The organism is Ruegeria arenilitoris, assembly GCF_013032855.1.
GTDB classification, from domain to species: domain Bacteria; phylum Pseudomonadota; class Alphaproteobacteria; order Rhodobacterales; family Rhodobacteraceae; genus Ruegeria; species Ruegeria arenilitoris.
The window spans coordinates 146,127-162,929 of record NZ_WQDA01000002.1 but is presented as its reverse complement, the minus strand read 5'-3'; the positions used below and the strand labels follow the sequence as shown (position 1 = coordinate 162,929).

Below are 16,803 nucleotides of genomic sequence, written 5' to 3'. Positions count from 1 at the left end.
GGGGAAACCTTTCCTGTTGCAGATGCGCGGATCGCACGGTTTTCCGCTATAATCAGCGTCGCAACCAACGGGACCTGGGGACATTATGCAGGACGAAAACGGTATCTCGTTCTTCGGCGCCCTGTGGAACGGACTGGTTTGGTTCGTTCAGAGCATCGCCGAAGCCTTCTATAATTTCGGATACGCCATCACGCATCCGCAGCTGTGGCTGAACTGGTCGGACAAAGAAGCAATCATGCGCTTTGTCTACTACGGCGGGTCGGTCGAGTTCTTTTTCGTGGTCTTCACGATCTTCCTCGTGCTGACCGCGATCGGGCTTTACTTCCGTGGCTTCATGTGGGGCATGGTGCGCGTTTTGGAAGGGTTCGCCAACACGACCGGGCGTTTCTTTGCCTGGGCGGGCCTGCTGATGGTGATCCAGCAAATCGTCATCGTATTCATGCAGCGCGTGTTCGCGCGGCCTGACATGGCGTTTGGTCTGGGTATCCCGTTCCAGATGGATATCAGCTGGTATGCCGAAGAGCTGAAGCTGTACAACGCGCTCGTCGTCTGCCTGTGCTGCACCTACACCTTCGTGCAGGGCGGCCACGTCCGCGTGGACCTCGTTTATGCCGGCATTTCACACCGGGCCAAGCGTGTGGTCGACATGCTGGGCTCGATCCTTTTCATGATGCCCATCGCCGTGCTGACCTGGATGTATGGCTGGTACTTCATGTGGCGTCACCTGATCGTGCCGAAGCCCTCGGCCAGCGACACGCTGGACCGGCTGGTGATGAAATCTCGCGCGCTGCGCTGGAACGTAGAAACCATCGGCTTCAGCCCCAACGGTTTCAATGCCTACTTCCTGTTCAAGATCCTGCTTGTGGCCTTTGCCGCGATGGTGTTCCTGCACGCGATCGCGTTCTTCTACCGGTCCTATCTCGAATATGTCGAAGGCCCGGAAAGCACTGGAAAATACCTCGACAAGGACAGCCTTGGCGAGGGTGAAGAAGCCTACGAAGGCACACATTAAGGACGGAGACCAAGACAATGCTATTCGGACTTGATGGCGTCGAGATAGGCCTCATTATCGTATTCCTCTGCCTGTTTGGCGGGATTCTCAGCGGCTTTCCGGTGGCGTTTGCCATCGGCGGGGCCGGTATCATCTCCTTCGGGATCATCGCCGCGCTGGACAGCGCCGGGTTGCTGATCCACCAGGCGATCGACACAAGCTCGCAAGCCTATCGGGACATCGTGAATTCGGGTGTGAAACCCGATGTGATATCCGTGTTCCGATACCCGGACCTGCCAAGGATCGCCGAGCCGGTCTTTGTTCAGGGTTGGGAAACCGCGTTGGACCGCAACGTATCCTTCATCGTGAACCGTATCAACGAACGAGTTCTGGCCGGTCAGTCGATCGAGACTCTGCTGGCGGTGCTGATGTTCGTGCTGATGGGCATCACGCTGGAACGCTCGAAAATCGCCAACGATCTGCTGACCACAATGGCGCGCGTCTTTGGCCCGCTGCCGGGTGGTCTGGCGGTGTCGATCGTGGTTGTGGGGGCATTCCTTGCGGCCTCGACCGGTATTGTGGGCGCGACCGTGGTGACGATGGGCCTGCTGGCCCTGCCGACCATGCTGCGCAACAACTACTCGCCAGAGCTGGCGACGGGCGTGATCGCGGCCTCGGGCACGCTGGGGCAGATCATTCCGCCCTCGATCGTGATTGTTCTGCTGGGCACGCTGGCGGGTGACCTGTATTCGACGGCGCAGGAGACCCGCGCAGTCGAAGCTGGATGTACCGACGCGCTGACCTATCTGGGCGAGCCTGCCGTGGTTTCGGTGGGGACGCTGTTCCAGGCGGCGCTGCTGCCGGGGATCATGCTGGCGCTGCTCTATGCGCTTTATGCCTTTGGATACGCGCTGCTCAACCCGCACAAGGCACCTGCGGTCGAACTGTCAGGGGGCAGCGGCGAGACCATCACCCGCTCGGAAGGGCTGACCTGGCTGCTGGGTGCCCCGGTCGCACTGATCGTGGGCGCGGTTCTGCTGGGAAGCGCCGGTGTCATCGGCAGCCAGAACATCACGGTTTCCGGCTTCTCGGATATCGGTGAGGCAGCCTCGTTGCGCACCAACGTATCCGAGGAGTGCAAGGCCTCGATGATCGACCTGCATGGTCAGGCGGCCTGGGACAAGGCCGTGGCCGAGCAGGAAGCCATCGATGCTGCCGGCGGCGCAACCGAAGCGCAACGACTGAGCGAAGAAGAACTGGCTTCGGCCCGTGAAGCCAAGATTGCGGCTGCCGCCCCGATCGGCACCGGTGTCGCGGTCATGGTCGTACTGCTGGGTCTGACGCTGGTTCTGGGTCGCGGCATTGCGCCTTCGCAATCGCCGCAGCCGCTGATCGTGGGTGCAATCGGGCTGATCCTGATGCTGCTGGTCGATGTGCTGCTGATTGCGCCGACCACCTCGTCGGGGGCCACCTTCCTGCTGCTGGCGCTGCCTTTCGGGCTTGCCATGTATGGCTGCAAGGAAGCGGCGGCGCGCTGTGCGACCAATGATCTGATCCGCGTGGTATTCCCGCCGTTGGTTCTGATCATCGCGGTACTTGGGTCGATCCTGGGTGGTGTGACCAACCCGACTCCGGCAGCAGCGCTGGGGGCAGGCGGGGCCATCATGCTGGCGGCCTATCGCAAACTGCAGGATCAGGGGCGATCCGGCAAGGTGATCATTTGGTCCACCTTCGCCGTCATCATCTGCCTTCTGCTGGGTGTCAACTTTGACCTCCGCGTGAACCAAGGCGATGTAAGCGTCGAGACCTGGATTGCGTTCATCCTGGCCTATGCCACCTACCTCTATGCGCTGTTCGGCCTGCTGTTCGCTTGCTGGGTGCTGTATGCCAGCGGTGTTCTGACACCGGTGGTGCGGGAAACCGCCAAGGTGACTTCGATGGTGTTCACCATCCTGATCGGCTCGCAGCTGCTGAACCTGGTGGTGATCTCGTTCGGCGGGGAACACTACATCCAGCAGTTCCTGAAGAGCTTTGACAACGAGTTCACGGTCTTCCTGATCGTGATGCTGGTGCTGTTCATCCTTGGCTTCGTGCTGGACTTCCTCGAGATCATCTACATCGTGATCCCGATCGTGGGTCCGGTGATCTATGGCGGGTCGTTCGACCCGAAATGGGTGACGATCATGGTGGCGGTGAACCTGCAGACCTCGTTCCTGACGCCGCCATTTGGCTTTGCGCTGTTCTATCTGCGCGGCGTGGCGCCGAAAGAGGTAACGACGGGCCATATCTACCGCGGGATCATCCCCTTCGTGCTGATCCAGGTGGTGGGCATCGGAATTCTGTGGTTCTTCCCGTCGATTGTGACGATCGTGCCGGACCTGATCCCGAACTGATCGGTGATGGCGTTATCCAACTGAAAAGGGGGCCGCGAGGCCCCCTTTGCTTTGGTCCCGGCTGACGCCGGTTGTCAGGTGAACTGGATCAGGTCCCAACGGTTCCCGAACGGATCCTGCCAGACGGCAACGATGCCATAGGGTTCATGGCGGGGCTCTTCCTCGAACCGGACCCCGTTGGCCAGCATGTCTGCGTGATCGCGGGCGAAATCACCGGTTCTGAGGAAAAACCCGACACGACCTCCGGTCTGATTACCGATTGCGGCCCGTTGGCTGCCTCCGTCAGCCTTGGCCAACAGCAGAGCAGCCCCATCGCTGCCAGGGGGCGTAACCAAAACCCATCGTTTGCCTTCGCCAAGATCGATGTCCTGGGTCAGCCGGAACCGAAGCGTCTTGGTGTAGAACGCGATCGCGTCATCATAGTCCGGCACCACCAGGGTGACGGCGTGCAAACCTTGCTGCATCAGAATTCAACCTTTGGTAGGGTGGCGATCGGGAAGTTGGATATTCGCGACCTGCTCGGCAATCGGAGCAGTCGAAAGTGGGTGATGCGTTGAGTCGGTGAATGCCTCCGGGTCGTCCACACGCTGCCACCCGCCTTTCACATAGACCTCGAGCCCGGCGAATTTCACCTTGTAGCCCATCTTGGGGCTGCCGGGGACCCAATAGCCCAGATATACATATGGCAGCCCGGCCTCGCGCGCGATGTCGATATGATCGAGGATCATATAGGTTCCCAGCGAGCTTTGCGGCTGGTTCGGGTCATAGAACGAATAGACCATGCTCAACCCGTCATCCAGAACATCGGTCAGGCTGACGGCGATCAGGTTTCCGGTTTTGGGGTCGGCGTATTCAACGACGCGGCTGCGGATCGGGGTCTCTTCGATCATCGCGGCGAATTCGAACACGTCCATATCTGCCATGCCGCCATCAGCGTGCCGTGTGTCCAGGTACCGCCGAAACAGCTCGTACTGGTCGTCGGTGGCCCAAGGTGAGGTCGCGCGTCGCTGAAGGTGCGCATTGCGCCGCGCCGCGCGTTTCTGGCTTTTGGTCGGAGAAAAGGCCGAGACGTCGATCCGGGCCGACAGGCAGGCCGCACAATCGGTGCAAGAGGGCCGGTACAGAACGTTTTGAGACCGGCGAAAACCCTGCTGCGACAGAGAGTTGTTCAGCTGATCCGCGCCTTCGCCCTGCAGGGCGGTGAACAGCTTACGCTCGATCCTGCCCTCGAGATAAGGGCAGGGCTGTGGTGCAGTCACATAGAACTGCGGCGCAATCGGCAGCGTGTGTCGCATGAAGGCCCCGTGTTTCCTCGGGGCCGATGATAGCAACCGTTTCTGGGGTCGCCAAGTCCCAGAAACGGGCCGTGTCAGGCGCGCTGGTTCAGCATTACGGTGCCGAGGAAGGCATCGGTCAGGCCCTGGTTGCGGGCACTGGTCAGCATCATGATGACCGAGATGATCTGCAGGATCGGAAACGCCATGCTGACAAAGTAACCGGCTGTATGCGCGACGGCCTTGCCGGTATCCATGCGTTCGCCAAATGCGTCGCGCAGCTCGATTCCCATAAAGCGCATGCCCAGCGTGGCAGACCCGTTTGCGATGGTGACGACACGGTAGATGAAACTGACGACCGCATAGATCAGCGCGATGACGAACAGGCCCATGCCGAAGGTCAGCAGAATGGCAACCGTGCACAGCAGCGAAATGAAGGCGATATCAAACAGCCACGCGAAGAAACGTTTGATCGCCACGGATTTGTAGAAGTCCGGCTGACGATCCGGGTCGGGCAGATGAGACATGAAGGAATTTCCGGTCGGTTGTTGAGGTTTGCCCTGTCCCACAGAGAGGGGCAGGGCGGTAGGGTATCAGGCGGTTTCGTCCTTGTCGTCCGCCGTATTCTCCTGAGCGCGTTCATTCATGAACTGGTCGAACTCGGCCTTGTCCTTGGCTTCACGCAGGCGGTGCAGGAAGGCTTCGAAATCCTGTTGTTCCCGTTCCAGGCGGGCCAGCGTGTCGGCCTTGTAGGCGTCGAATGCGCTGTTGCCCGAGGGCTTCATCGCGCTCATGTGGCTGTGCCAGGAATGGCGGCGGCTGCAGGATTTGCTGAACATGCGTTTGCTCCAGATCATATAGGCCAGAAGGGCCAGGCCGACGGGCCAAAAGAAGATGAAACCAAGGACCATGGCAGCGATCCAGGCGCCTTTGCCCTTGTCGTCTAGCCAGGCCTCTGCACGGTGCAACCATCCCGGGTTGCGGGGGACGGCGTGTTCGGACAATGCGGTCATTTGGGCTCTCCAGGTTGATGTAAATTGTGTTCACATTGATCTAGATGGGGTGGCCCGGCCCGGATGCAAGGGGCGATGTGAAAAAGATTTACATTTAGTGCCCCGGTTGACGACAGTTCCGATCCTGCGCAACGTGCGGGCATGAACACGCACGACGACAAGCCCGCCCCGACGCTTGAAGAAATCCTGAACCTGGAGCAACAGGTCTGGACCGCTTTGGTCGAGGGTGATGCGCAGGCGGACCGGGCTTTGCTGAGCGCCGATTTTCTGGGCGTCTACCCATCCGGTTTCGCCAATCGTGACGATCATGTGGGTCAGTTCGCAGACAGCCCGACCATGGAGTCATATGAGTTGAGTGCGGCGCAATTGCGCGTTTTGACCGCGGATATCGTCCTGTTGTCCTACCGGGCGGACTATCAGCGGCCGGGTGCGTCCGCGCGCGAGGCGATGCTGATCTCATCGTTGTGGGAACGCCGGGATGATGGCTGGATCAATAGCTTCAGCCAGGACACTCCGGTCGACGTTACCTGACCGGAATGCGCCCATGACCGACAGTCTTACCATCCAACGCGTCCCGCGTCCCTACGACCCCGAATTGGGGCGAGAAGCCTGCGCCGCAGTGCCGGATCTGACCGCTGATCAGTCCGAACTGGTGACCGGTGCCGCAGGCAGCAGCCCGTACCTCAAGAGCTTGATCGACCGTGAACGCAATTGGTTGGCCCCGGCGCTGGATCGGCCGCAGCACGCTCTTGCTCAGATCATGGACGACGCGCGCGCGCTGGCTCCTGACCAGTTGAAACCGGGCCTGAGGCAGGCCAAGCATCGGCTTGCCTTGCTGACGGCCCTCGCCGACCTGTCCGGAGCTTTGAACCTCGAGCAGGTCACGACGGCACTGACCGATTTCGCCGCGCTTGCCGTGGACATCGCGGCCAAGGCCGAGATCGCGGCGCTGATCCGGCGCAATAGGCTGCCGGGCATGACCGAAGACGACGTGGAAACCGCCGCGGGGATGGTGATCCTGGCGATGGGCAAGATGGGTGCGCACGAGTTGAACTACAGCTCGGATATCGACCTGATCGTGCTGTTCGACGAAACCCGGTACGATCCCGACGATTTCTATGAGGCGCGGCAGGGCATGGTGCGGGCCACGCGCAATTTCTGCGCTACGCTCAGCGACAAGACGGCAGATGGCTATGTGTTCCGCACCGATCTGCGCCTGCGCCCCGATCCTGCGGTCACCCCCGTCTGCATGGCGACCGAGGCGGCCGAGCGCTATTACGAAAGCCTGGGCCGCACATGGGAGCGTGCAGCCTATATCAAGGCCCGCCCTTGCGCCGGTGACATCGCCGCCGGGCAGCGGTTTCTGGAGACCCTGCGGCCCTTTGTCTGGCGCCGCCATCTGGATTTCGCCGCCATCCAGGACGCTCACGACATGCGCCTGCGCATCCGCGAGAACAAGGGCACCGGGGGGGCTCTGACGATCCCCGGCCATGACATGAAGCTGGGGCAGGGCGGCATTCGCGAAATCGAGTTCTTTACCCAGACGCGGCAGTTGATTGCCGGGGGCCGCGACCCCGACCTGCGCGTGCGCGGCACGGTGCCGGGACTGGCCGCGCTGGCAGCCAAGGACTGGGTGCCGCAGGACGTGTCCGACAAGCTAACCGACCATTACCGCGCCCATCGCGAGGTCGAACACCGCATTCAGATGGTGCATGACGCGCAGACCCACAAGGTGCCGCAATCGCCCGACGGGATCGAGCGCATCGCCTGCTTGATGGGCACCACCAGCGCCGACCTGACAGCCGATCTGACCCGCCGCCTGACCGAGGTGCACGAGCTGACCGAGGGCTTTTTTGCACCCGGTGCCGGCCCCGCACCGACCGCAGCGCCCGCGGTCGAGTTCGACGCCGGCGTTCTGGCCCGGTGGACAACCTATCCTGCGCTGCGCTCGCTACGAGGCGCGCGCATTTTCGAGCGGCTCAAGCCCGAATTGCTGGCCCGGCTGGCCAAGACCGCCCGCCCCGACGAGGCGCTGCTGGCGCTGGATGGGTTTCTGGCCGGATTGCCCGCCGGTGTGCAGCTGTTTTCGCTGTTCGAAGCCAACCCGCATCTGATCGACCTGCTGGTCGACATCGTCGGAACCTCGCATGCACTGGCCGCGCACCTGTCGCGCAATGCGCAGGTGTTCGACGCGGTGATCGGTGGCAGCTTCTTTGCCGATTGGCCCGGTCAGTCCGCCTTGCAGGCTGAACTGTCCAACGCGCTGGCAGCTGAATCTGACTATGAAACGCAGTTGGATCTGGCCCGACGCTGGTGCAAGGAATGGCATTTCCGTATCGGTGTGCACCACCTGCGCGGTCTGATCGACGGGTTGCAGGCGGGGCGGCAATACGCGGACCTCGCGCAGGTTGTCATCGCCGCGATCTTACCCTGCGTAGAGCGGCAGTTTGCGCAGAAGCACGGCTCCCCCCCAGGGCGTGGCGCTGTGGTGCTGGGCATGGGGTCGTTGGGGGCCGCTCGGCTGAATTCGCAATCCGATCTGGACATGATCGTGATCTACGACCCGCAAGCGGTGGACATGTCCGACGGCCCCAAGCCACTGGCCACGCGCACCTACTATGCGCGCTTTACACAGGCGCTGATTACCGCCCTGTCGGCACCGATGGCGCAAGGACGGTTGTACGAGGTCGACATGCGACTGCGGCCGTCCGGCAATCAGGGGCCAGTCGCCACAAGCTGGGCCAGCTTCACTCATTACCAACAAGAGGAAGCCTGGGTTTGGGAGCATCTGGCCTTGACCCGCGCGCGCGCAGTTGCAGGCAACACGGATCTGGCAGACGATTTCGAAGCTTTCCGAACGCAGTTCCTGTCTCGCCCGCGCGACAAGGATCAAGCCCTGCGCGAAGTGTCCGACATGCGCGCACGCCTCGCGGCCGCGAAATCTCCCGCTGGTGTCTGGGATGTCAAGAACGGCCCCGGCCGTCTGCTGGATATCGAGCTGATGGCCGAAACCGGCGCACTGTTGTCCGGAGCGCCACAGCGCGACGTCGACTCGGGTCTGGACGGAGCGGTCGCTGCGGGCCTTTTGGATGTCGCTCAGGCGCAGGTGTTGCAGGACGCATATGACCTATGCTGGTCGGTGCAATGCGCGGCGCGGCTACTGTCTGGCAAGGTGATCGAGGCCGACAAGATCGGGCAGGGGGGCACGGCCTTTCTGTGCCGGGCGACCGGGTTCGAGCAGGTCGAGCAGTTACAGTCCGCCTTGCAGGACAGCTATGCTGCCGCAGCCGAAGTGATCGGCGCGGTGATCGAGGAGAGTGCGGATGGCGCGCAGTGACGACCCGAACGACCCCAAGGGCCTGATTCGCGAGGCCTATCGCATCGACGGAATCACGCTGCCCGAGTGTCGCAGCATCTTTTTGGACTGGGCGCTCAGCCTGCCGGACGGGCGCGACCAGAAGCAGGCGCTGACCGAGTTGCATGCTGTCTATACCGCACAGGATGCCGACCATCCCATGACACAGGTTCTGCGCGAAGGGCTGGACACCGCGCAGGCTCCGCGCCGGCGCGGCGGCTGGCGGGCGCGCCAACGCTGACGGATAGCCAGAGGGGCTTTTCTGCCCGCGCAATCGCGACTATGAGGGCGCCATGACCCATGCCGACATGCCCGACCGCCCCAGAATCCGTTTGAAACCCAAAGCCAATGCGCGCGGTCTGCGCCACGGCTTTCCTTGGGTCTATGCCAATGACATCGTTACCGACCGGCGCACCCGCAAGATCGCGCCTGGTGCGCTGGCCGTGCTAGAGGATGACAAACGCGCCCCGATCGCGTTGGTGGCAGTGAACCCGGATTCCAAGATCATGTGCCGGGTGTTGGATCGTGACCTGTCGGCACAGCTGGACGCCGGGTGGTTCGAAACCCGCCTGCGCCGCGCGCTCGACCTGCGCGAACGGCTGTTCGATGCGCCCTTCTACCGGCTGGTCCATGCCGAGGCCGACGGTTTTCCCGGTGTCATCATCGACCGCTTTGGCGATGCCTGCGTGATCCAGCCCAACGCCGCCTGGGCCGAGGCGCATCTGGACCTTCTGACCGACGCGCTGGTCTCGGTGACGGGGGTGACGACCGTGCTCAAGAACGCCTCGGGCCGCACCCGCGGGCTGGAAGGTCTGGATGACGTGAACCAGACACTGCGCGGCACCGCGCCCGATGCTCCGTTGCCCGTCCCGATGAATGGCGCGACCTACATGGCCGACCTGACCGGGGGCCAGAAAACCGGGCTGTTCTACGACCAGCGCCCCAACCACGCTCTTGCCGCCCGGCTGGCGGGCCCCGGCGCGCATGTGCTGGACGTGTTCAGCCACGTGGGCGGATTTGGCCTGGCCATGCTGGCCGGTGGGGCAGATCATGCGCTGTCGGTCGATGGCTCGGCCGCCGCGTTGACTCTGGCCGAGCAGGGCGCCGCCGCATCGGACTTCGGTGACCGCTTTGAAACCCGACAGGGCGATGCCTTCGACGTTCTAACCCAGCTGGGTGAGGACGGTGCGCAGTTCGACGTGGTCATCTGCGATCCGCCGGCCTTTGCGCCGTCGAAACAGGCGCTGGATGCCGGGCTGCGGGCCTATGAGCGGATCGCCCGCCTGGCCGCGCCGCTTGTCAAACCGGGGGGGTATCTGGGCCTGTGTTCCTGCTCGCATGCCGCCGACCTGACCCGCTTTCGCGAGGCCTGTGCCCGCGGTATCGGTCGGGCCGGGCGTCAGGCGCAGATGATCCACACCGGCTTTGCCGGACCCGACCATCCGCAACTGCCGCAGCTGGCCGAGAGCGGCTATCTGAAATCCGTGTTCTACCGGCTGTGAAGGCGGTTCTTGACACCTGCGTCATCTATCCGACGGTGATGCGCGAGATGCTGCTGGGCGTGGCCACGCGGGGCCATTTCACCCCGCTCTGGTCGGCTCGCATCCTCGAGGAATGGGCCCGCGCCGCCCGCAAACTCGGACCCGAGGGCGAGGCGCAGGCCCGGGCCGAAATCGCGCTGGTGCAGGCACATTGGCCGCAGGCCGAACGCCCCGAGGCACCCGGCCTCGAACAGCGACTCTGGCTGCCCGATCCGGCCGACACCCATGTGCTGGCCACCGCGGTCGCCGCTTCGGCCGACACGATCATCACCTTGAATGCCAAAGACTTTCCAAGGAATATTCTGGCGGAAGAGGGCCTTGCGCGTATCGACCCCGACAGCTTCCTTCACGGCATCTGGCAGAGTGACCCGAGCAGTGTCGAAGAGGTGGCTCAATCGGTCCTGACCGAAGCCAACCGTCTGTCGGGCGACAGATGGACTCTGCGCGCATTGATGAAAAAAGCCCGCCTGCCGCGTCTCGGCAAGGCTTTGGCGGCCTGACCTCTTCCCCTGGCTTCAAATATCGCGAGAGTGTGGCCTCTCGCACTCTGACCCTCAGCCACGCTCCCAACGTTGTTCAAGGGCCTCCAGCGCGGCAATCCGCTCGGCCGTCTTGGGATGGCTCATCAGCCAGGCCGGAACCACGCCCGCCCGCTGCTGGGTCAGATCCTCAAGCTTGTGAAACAGGGATTTCTGCGGCCCGATCCCGATTCCGGCCTTGGTCAGCAGGGCGGCTGCGTATTCGTCCGCCTCGTATTCGTCCGCCCGCGACAGGCGCGAGGCCAGCAGCGCGGTCAGCGCATTTGCGATCCACGCGCCGATGAAGGGAATGAACCGGTTGAGCAGCATCATCAGCGCCGCCCGCATCGCGTTCTGACCGGAAAAATCGATCATCCGCCGCCGGGCGTGGCCCAGCGCAACATGTCCCAGCTCGTGCGCGATGACGCTGGCCATCTCCTCGGCTGAGACCTCGCCATTGCGGAACTTGCGATAGAAGCCTCGGGTGATGAAAATGCGCCCGTCCGGTGCGGCCAGCCCGTTCACCGGGTCGATTTCATAGATATAGACCGGCACGCGCGCCACATCCAAGGCGGCGGCCAGGCGGTCGGTCATACGCTTCAACTCGGGATCAGCCAGTTCGGTCGACTTCGCATCCAGCTCGCGATGGGTGCGCCAGACGGAAATCCGATACATCACAATGGCATAGGCGATCGCCAGCAGAATTGGGGTCAGACGCAACATATCTCAGATATGGGCGGATCGGGATGCGGGGGCAAGTCGTTCCTCATCACTTTCGGGCAACATGGGCGACCAGGGGCAGTTCGTGAGACGGAAATCGCGCGGCGTCAGATCGCAGTTTCCATATTTCAAAGGTTGAAATGAAGGCAAAAGCCTTCTAGGGCACGGCGCACGCTTTGCGAGCGCGCGCTATGCAAGAGGGACAAATGGCCAACAATGATTTAGAAGCCCGGCACCTTGAAACACTGGATCGTGACCTGCGGCGGTTTTCCCGCCTTGAGGTTGCAACGGCGCAGGTCGGGCGGCCGTTCGTCGGATCGGGCATCGCCTTCGTGTTCATCGTGATCGCCGGGATCACGGCTGCTTTGTTGTTCGGACAGGCCAGCAACACGATGATCGTCGTGATTGCGGCCATGTTCGGAGCCTACATGGCGCTCAACATCGGGGCGAACGATGTGGCCAACAACATGGCCCCGGCGGTGGGCGCGAACACCCTGACCATGGGCGGCGCCATCGCGATTGCCGCAGTTTTCGAAAGCGCCGGCGCCCTGATCGCGGGTGGAGACGTGGTCTCGACCATCGCCAAGGGCATCATCAATACCGAAAGCATGGGAACGGCAACCGTCTTCATCTGGGCCATGATGGCCGCGCTGTTGTCTGCTGCGCTTTGGATCAACCTGGCCACCTGGGTTGGCGCTCCGGTCTCGACCACGCATTCGGTCGTGGGGGGCGTCATGGGGGCAGGGATCGCGGCGGCGGGGTTCGGCGCGGTCAGCTGGGTCAAGATGAGCCAGATCGCTGCAAGCTGGGTCATCTCGCCGCTTCTGGGCGGCATCATCGCCGCCGGATTCCTGTGGTTCATCAAGGCGCGGATCATCTACCAGGACGACAAGATCGCCGCTGCGCGCAAATGGGTTCCAGTTCTGGTCGGCATCATGGCCGGGGCGTTTGCCTCGTACCTTGCGCTGAAAGGCCTGAAACACCTGTTCAAGATCAACCTGCAGACGGCCCTGGTGATCGGTCTGGTCAGCGGAGTGCTGATCTGGATGGTGACGATTCCTGTCATTCGCCGTCAGGCCGAAGGGCTGGAGAACCGCAACAAGTCGCTGAAGATCCTGTTCGGCATCCCGCTGATCATTTCGGCGGCGCTGCTCAGCTTTGCGCATGGGGCCAATGACGTGGCAAATGCCGTCGGACCTCTGGCCGCCATCGTTCAGGCTTCGGCGGTGGGTGATTTCACCCATGCGGTGAACATTCCGCCCTGGGTCATGATCATCGGCGCCTTCGGCATTTCGTTCGGTCTGTTCTTGTTCGGGCCCAAGCTGATCCGGGTAGTCGGCAGCCAGATCACCAAGCTGAACCCGATGCGCGCCTATTGTGTGGCGCTGTCGGCGGCGATCACCGTGATCGTGGCCAGCTGGCTTGGCCTGCCGGTCAGTTCGACCCACATCGCCGTGGGCGCAGTGTTCGGTGTCGGGTTCTTCCGGGAATGGGACGCCGAGCGGCGCCTGATCAAGGCGCGCGGCGCTGTGCCGGAACGCCCGGTGCTGGCCCCCGAAGAGCGCCGCCGCCGCAAGCTGGTGCGCCGGTCGCATTTCCTGACGATCATCGCGGCCTGGGTGATCACCGTGCCCGCGGCGGCCCTGCTGTCAGGTCTGCTGTTCCTGGGAATTCAGGCAATCGCCGGATAAAAGCAAAGCCGGGCTGGCGCTATCGCGTCAGCTCGCGCATGCCGCGTTCCAGCCCGGCCAGCGTCATCGGCACCATCCGGTCTTCGAAGATCTCGCGGATCATGCCGATGGAATGGGTGTATTCCCAGTATTTCTCGGGCACCGGGTTGATCCACAGGTTCGACGTCCACTGTTCGCGCGCGCGCTGCAGCCAGACCTGCCCGGCCTCGGCGTTCCAGTGCTCGTTGGCGCCGCCGGGATAGGCGATCTCGTAAGGCGACATCGACGCATCACCCACGAAGATGCACTTGTAGTCGGGGCCGTAGGTCCGCAGCACCTCATGCGTGGGGGTCTGCGCATCCCACCGGCGGCGATTGTCGCACCAGACGCCTTCGTACAGGCAGTTGTGGAAATAGAAATATTCCAGGTGCTTGAACTCGGACCGCGCGGCCGAGAACAATTCCTCGACCACCTTGATATGCGGGTCCATCGAGCCGCCCACATCGAGAAACAGCAGCACCTTGACCGCATTGTGCCGTTCGGGCCGGGTCTTGACGTCCAGGTATCCGTGCTCGGCCGTGGCGCGGATGGTGCCGTCGAGGTCCAGTTCTTCGGCGGCGCCCTCACGGGCCCAGCGGCGCAGGCGTTTCAGCGCGACCTTGATGTTGCGGGTGCCAAGTTCGACCGTGTCGTCCAGATTGCGGAACTCGCGCTTATCCCAGACCTTGACCGCACGCTGGTGGCGGCTTTCTTTCTGGCCGATGCGCACGCCCTCGGGATTGTAGCCGTAAGCGCCGAAGGGCGAGGTGCCCGCCGTTCCGATCCACTTGTTGCCGCCCTGGTGGCGGCCTTGCTGATCCTTCAGCCGCTCGCGCAGCGTCTCCATCAGCTTGTCGAAACCGCCAAGCGCTTCGATCTCAGCCTTTTCCTCGTCTGACAGGTGCTTCTCGGCCATCTTGGCCAGCCACTCGGCCGGGATGTCCACGGCCTCGAGCACCTGATCGAAGGTGATCTCGGACAGCCCTTCGAAGCTGGCGGCAAAGGCGCGATCGAACTTGTCGATGTTGCGCTCGTCCTTCACCATCGAGACACGGGCGAGGTAGTAGAACGCCTCGATGTCGTAGGTGGCCAGCCCCTTTTTCATCCCCTCCAGAAAAGTCAGGTATTCCCGCAACGAGACGGGGATGCCTGCTTTTCTGAGGTTTTCGAAAAAGGGGATGAACATCGGCTCAGCCTATCACCCGCACTAGAACAAGCGAAATGGCCAGTCCCGCCAATGCAAATGCAATGCCGTAGCCGGCCGCATACTGGGCGATATCCGCGCCGCTGCCTTTGCGTTTTCGTGCCGTCAGCGCGCCCAGAGCCGCCCCCAGGACCGCCATTCCCACAACCACTAGCATGTGTTAGTCACCCGCCTTTTGCGATGTTACGGGGCCCCCAGCGCGACGTCCTGCATCAACGTGCTGACCACCAATTCCGAGCCAAACCCGTAGCGCGCCCACCCCAGACTGTCCAGCCTGACGGAGCGTGCCTGTTCGGGTTTGCCGGCCTGCTTCAGGGCCTCGGCCTTCAGCAGCAGCAGCGTCGCCAACATCGAGGCGTTTTCGGCCCGCGTCATCGTCGCGATGGCCCGGTCGAGGTCCGGCAGGGCTTCGGGGCCGCGCCCCTGGGTCAAGGCATAGGCCGCCGTCTGAACCGAGATATGCGCGCGCTGAAGCTCGGTTCCGGGGGTCGCGCGCAGGTATTGCAGGGCGATGGCATATTCGCGCTGCGCTTCCTCGGGGGCGCCGAATTCACCCAAACGGGCCTTCAGATAATGGGGGTACGCCCGGCGGTGATCGGTCCAACCTTGCTCTCGGCCGATCCGCATCGCGCGGTCGATGGCCCGCATTTGCCGCGGCGAGGCCCGGCCCTTGCCGACCGCCAGTTGCACGGCGTCGATCCATTCGCGCGGGGTCTCCGAGATTGGCTGGACGGGCAAATTGGCACCGCGCGGGTTCAGGCGGGCGATGACCCCGGGTATGACCTGCGCCACCTGTTCCCGGGTCATTCCGGTCTGTAGTTCCGGCACATAGGTCGCGCGCAGGATCAGCATGTCGAACCCGGTCAGGACAGTGTGGAAATTATCGTCGTTGAAGACCGAATCCGGCAGGCGGTACATGTCGTTCAGAGGCCCGATCGCCTGTGCAAGTTCTTCGTGAAGGCAATCCCGCATTTCCTGGGGGCTGACATCGTTGGGAATGAAGATCGCCAACCGCTCGCGGCTGCGCAGCGCGCGCCAACTGCTTTTGGTCTTGCGCTTGTCTCGGTTGTATTCCTCGAGGCTGGACGCGTTGGGTACAACGAAACATGCGGCTTGCGGCAGCAGCCGCTGGATCTGGCGCTGGGTCACTGCTTCGATCGTGATGTTGGCTGGCCCATCGTTGACCTGGCGGATGTCGATCCGGGCTTCGCGCTGCAGTCTGGTCAGCAGACGCGTCAGGTCGGATTGCATCGTGGGGGCAGGGGCGCCCGTCAGCCGAACTGTGATCGGACCCTCGAACCGCGTAAACACGGGCAGGGCGGTGCCGCTTTCCAGCGAGAAATGCAGGTCCACAAAATCTGCCGCGATGTTCGTATTTGACCGGGCCGGCGGGAAAGGACGTGGCGTGCCGAAAGCCTGAGACACCGGTGCCGCGGCCTCGGTCACCTTGATTTCATCGGGCAACTCAATCCGGTCGACCGAACTGCATCCGGCAAGGACAAAGCCAAGAAATATGCCGGCCAGACGTTTCATGGACGCCGATACTTGAGGAAAGGCGTCAGTTGGCCGACGCGGTCATAAAGCTGGCGCGCCGTGTGGTTGAACTCCTGCGTCAGCCAATAGACATCGGGCGCGCCTTTTCGGTCGGCTTCGGCATAGACGGCCTCGATCAACGCCCGACCGACACCGGTGCCGCGCACATGCGGGCTGGCATAGAGATCCTGCAGATAGCAGACGTTTTCGATCTTCCAGGCATGGCGATGAAACAGGAAGTGGGTCAGCCCGATCAATTCGCCGTCCAACTCGGCCACTAGGCATGAAAAGTCCTGCGGATCATCCCCCAGCAGGCGCGCAAACGTGCTGTCGTAGACCTCGTCGGGCAATACCGTTTCGTAGAATTCAAGATACGCCCGCCACAACAAGTCCCAGCTCGGCCGGTCTTCGGGCTTGAGGGGACGAATGCGCGGCGCTTGGGTCAATTCGGGTGGTCCTGCTCTACAGCGTGCTCGGTGTCGTGGTCTTTGATCTTTGTTGCAGCAATGCTGGCATCAGGCTTGCCGCAAGGCAAGCCGTGATCACCAAGTA

Annotated in this window: 17 protein-coding genes; 8 read left to right on the top strand and 9 right to left on the bottom strand. The window is 62.6% G+C overall.

Annotated features, from left to right (window positions below):
- Positions 1–85 precede the first annotated feature (85 nt).
- Positions 86–1,012, top strand: a complete 927-nt coding sequence (locus tag GOW72_RS06960; protein ID WP_093962345.1) for a TRAP transporter small permease subunit — start codon at positions 86–88, stop codon at positions 1,010–1,012.
- A 17-nt stretch (positions 1,013–1,029) separates the two neighbouring features.
- On the top strand, positions 1,030–3,384 hold the full coding sequence (locus tag GOW72_RS06955; protein ID WP_170366234.1) for a TRAP transporter large permease: 2,355 nt from the start codon (positions 1,030–1,032) through the stop codon (positions 3,382–3,384).
- Positions 3,385–3,458: 74 nt separating this feature from the next.
- Here the strand turns inward: GOW72_RS06955 and GOW72_RS06950 are convergent, their stop codons facing one another.
- The 4 genes from GOW72_RS06950 to GOW72_RS06935 form a co-directional block, all read right to left on the bottom strand.
- A complete protein-coding gene (locus tag GOW72_RS06950) occupies positions 3,459–3,848 on the bottom strand; it encodes a VOC family protein (RefSeq protein WP_170366232.1) in 390 nt (129 codons plus the stop codon).
- A gap of 6 nt (positions 3,849–3,854) precedes the next feature.
- Entirely contained in the window at positions 3,855–4,679 is an 825-nt protein-coding gene (locus tag GOW72_RS06945; protein ID WP_093962342.1) for an arginyltransferase, read from the bottom strand.
- A 74-nt stretch (positions 4,680–4,753) separates the two neighbouring features.
- On the bottom strand, positions 4,754–5,185 hold the full coding sequence (locus tag GOW72_RS06940; protein WP_093962341.1) for an RDD family protein: 432 nt from the start codon (positions 5,183–5,185) through the stop codon (positions 4,754–4,756).
- A 66-nt stretch (positions 5,186–5,251) separates the two neighbouring features.
- Positions 5,252–5,671, bottom strand: coding sequence for a DUF2852 domain-containing protein (locus GOW72_RS06935; protein ID WP_170338185.1), 420 nt, complete (start codon positions 5,669–5,671; stop codon positions 5,252–5,254).
- Positions 5,672–5,812: 141 nt separating this feature from the next.
- Between GOW72_RS06935 and GOW72_RS06930 the strand changes: the two genes are divergently transcribed.
- The 5 genes from GOW72_RS06930 to GOW72_RS06910 are packed head-to-tail and all read left to right on the top strand — an operon-like array spanning position 5,813 to position 11,067.
- Positions 5,813–6,202, top strand: a complete 390-nt coding sequence (locus tag GOW72_RS06930; protein WP_170366229.1) for a nuclear transport factor 2 family protein — start codon at positions 5,813–5,815, stop codon at positions 6,200–6,202.
- Between the two features lie 13 nt (positions 6,203–6,215).
- A complete protein-coding gene (locus GOW72_RS06925) occupies positions 6,216–9,008 on the top strand; it encodes a [protein-PII] uridylyltransferase family protein (RefSeq protein ID WP_170366228.1) in 2,793 nt (930 codons plus the stop codon).
- The gene (locus GOW72_RS06920; RefSeq protein ID WP_170338699.1) at positions 8,995–9,267 is read left to right on the top strand and encodes a hypothetical protein; all 273 of its coding nucleotides are present in this window, start codon (positions 8,995–8,997) and stop codon (positions 9,265–9,267) included. The genes GOW72_RS06925 and GOW72_RS06920 overlap by 14 nt, the downstream gene beginning before the upstream one ends.
- A 52-nt stretch (positions 9,268–9,319) precedes the next feature.
- Complete coding sequence (locus GOW72_RS06915) at positions 9,320–10,528, top strand: RSP_2647 family RNA methyltransferase (protein ID WP_170366226.1); 1,209 nt, start codon at positions 9,320–9,322, stop codon at positions 10,526–10,528.
- Positions 10,525–11,067, top strand: a complete 543-nt coding sequence (locus GOW72_RS06910; RefSeq protein ID WP_170366224.1) for an RSP_2648 family PIN domain-containing protein — start codon at positions 10,525–10,527, stop codon at positions 11,065–11,067. Before GOW72_RS06915 ends, GOW72_RS06910 begins: the two co-directional genes overlap by 4 nt.
- A 54-nt stretch (positions 11,068–11,121) precedes the next feature.
- Here the strand turns inward: GOW72_RS06910 and GOW72_RS06905 are convergent, their stop codons facing one another.
- The gene (locus GOW72_RS06905) at positions 11,122–11,808 is read right to left on the bottom strand and encodes a M48 family metallopeptidase (protein ID WP_170366222.1); all 687 of its coding nucleotides are present in this window, start codon (positions 11,806–11,808) and stop codon (positions 11,122–11,124) included.
- Positions 11,809–12,011: 203 nt separating this feature from the next.
- Between GOW72_RS06905 and GOW72_RS06900 the strand changes: the two genes are divergently transcribed.
- Entirely contained in the window at positions 12,012–13,496 is a 1,485-nt protein-coding gene (locus GOW72_RS06900; protein WP_170358865.1) for an inorganic phosphate transporter, read from the top strand.
- Between the two features lie 19 nt (positions 13,497–13,515).
- Here GOW72_RS06900 and GOW72_RS06895 read toward each other — a convergent pair whose 3' ends face one another.
- From GOW72_RS06895 to GOW72_RS06880, 4 genes are read right to left on the bottom strand one after another with little or no spacing between them, the layout of a single operon-like run.
- Positions 13,516–14,700, bottom strand: coding sequence for a vWA domain-containing protein (locus tag GOW72_RS06895; protein WP_170366220.1), 1,185 nt, complete (start codon positions 14,698–14,700; stop codon positions 13,516–13,518).
- Between the two features lie 4 nt (positions 14,701–14,704).
- Positions 14,705–14,875, bottom strand: a complete 171-nt coding sequence (locus tag GOW72_RS06890; RefSeq protein ID WP_170338198.1) for a hypothetical protein — start codon at positions 14,873–14,875, stop codon at positions 14,705–14,707.
- Between the two features lie 26 nt (positions 14,876–14,901).
- The gene (locus GOW72_RS06885) at positions 14,902–16,251 is read right to left on the bottom strand and encodes a DUF2927 domain-containing protein (protein ID WP_170366218.1); all 1,350 of its coding nucleotides are present in this window, start codon (positions 16,249–16,251) and stop codon (positions 14,902–14,904) included.
- Complete coding sequence (locus tag GOW72_RS06880; RefSeq protein WP_170338202.1) at positions 16,248–16,697, bottom strand: GNAT family N-acetyltransferase; 450 nt, start codon at positions 16,695–16,697, stop codon at positions 16,248–16,250. The genes GOW72_RS06885 and GOW72_RS06880 overlap by 4 nt, the downstream gene beginning before the upstream one ends.
- Between the last annotated feature and the right edge of the window lie 106 nt (positions 16,698–16,803).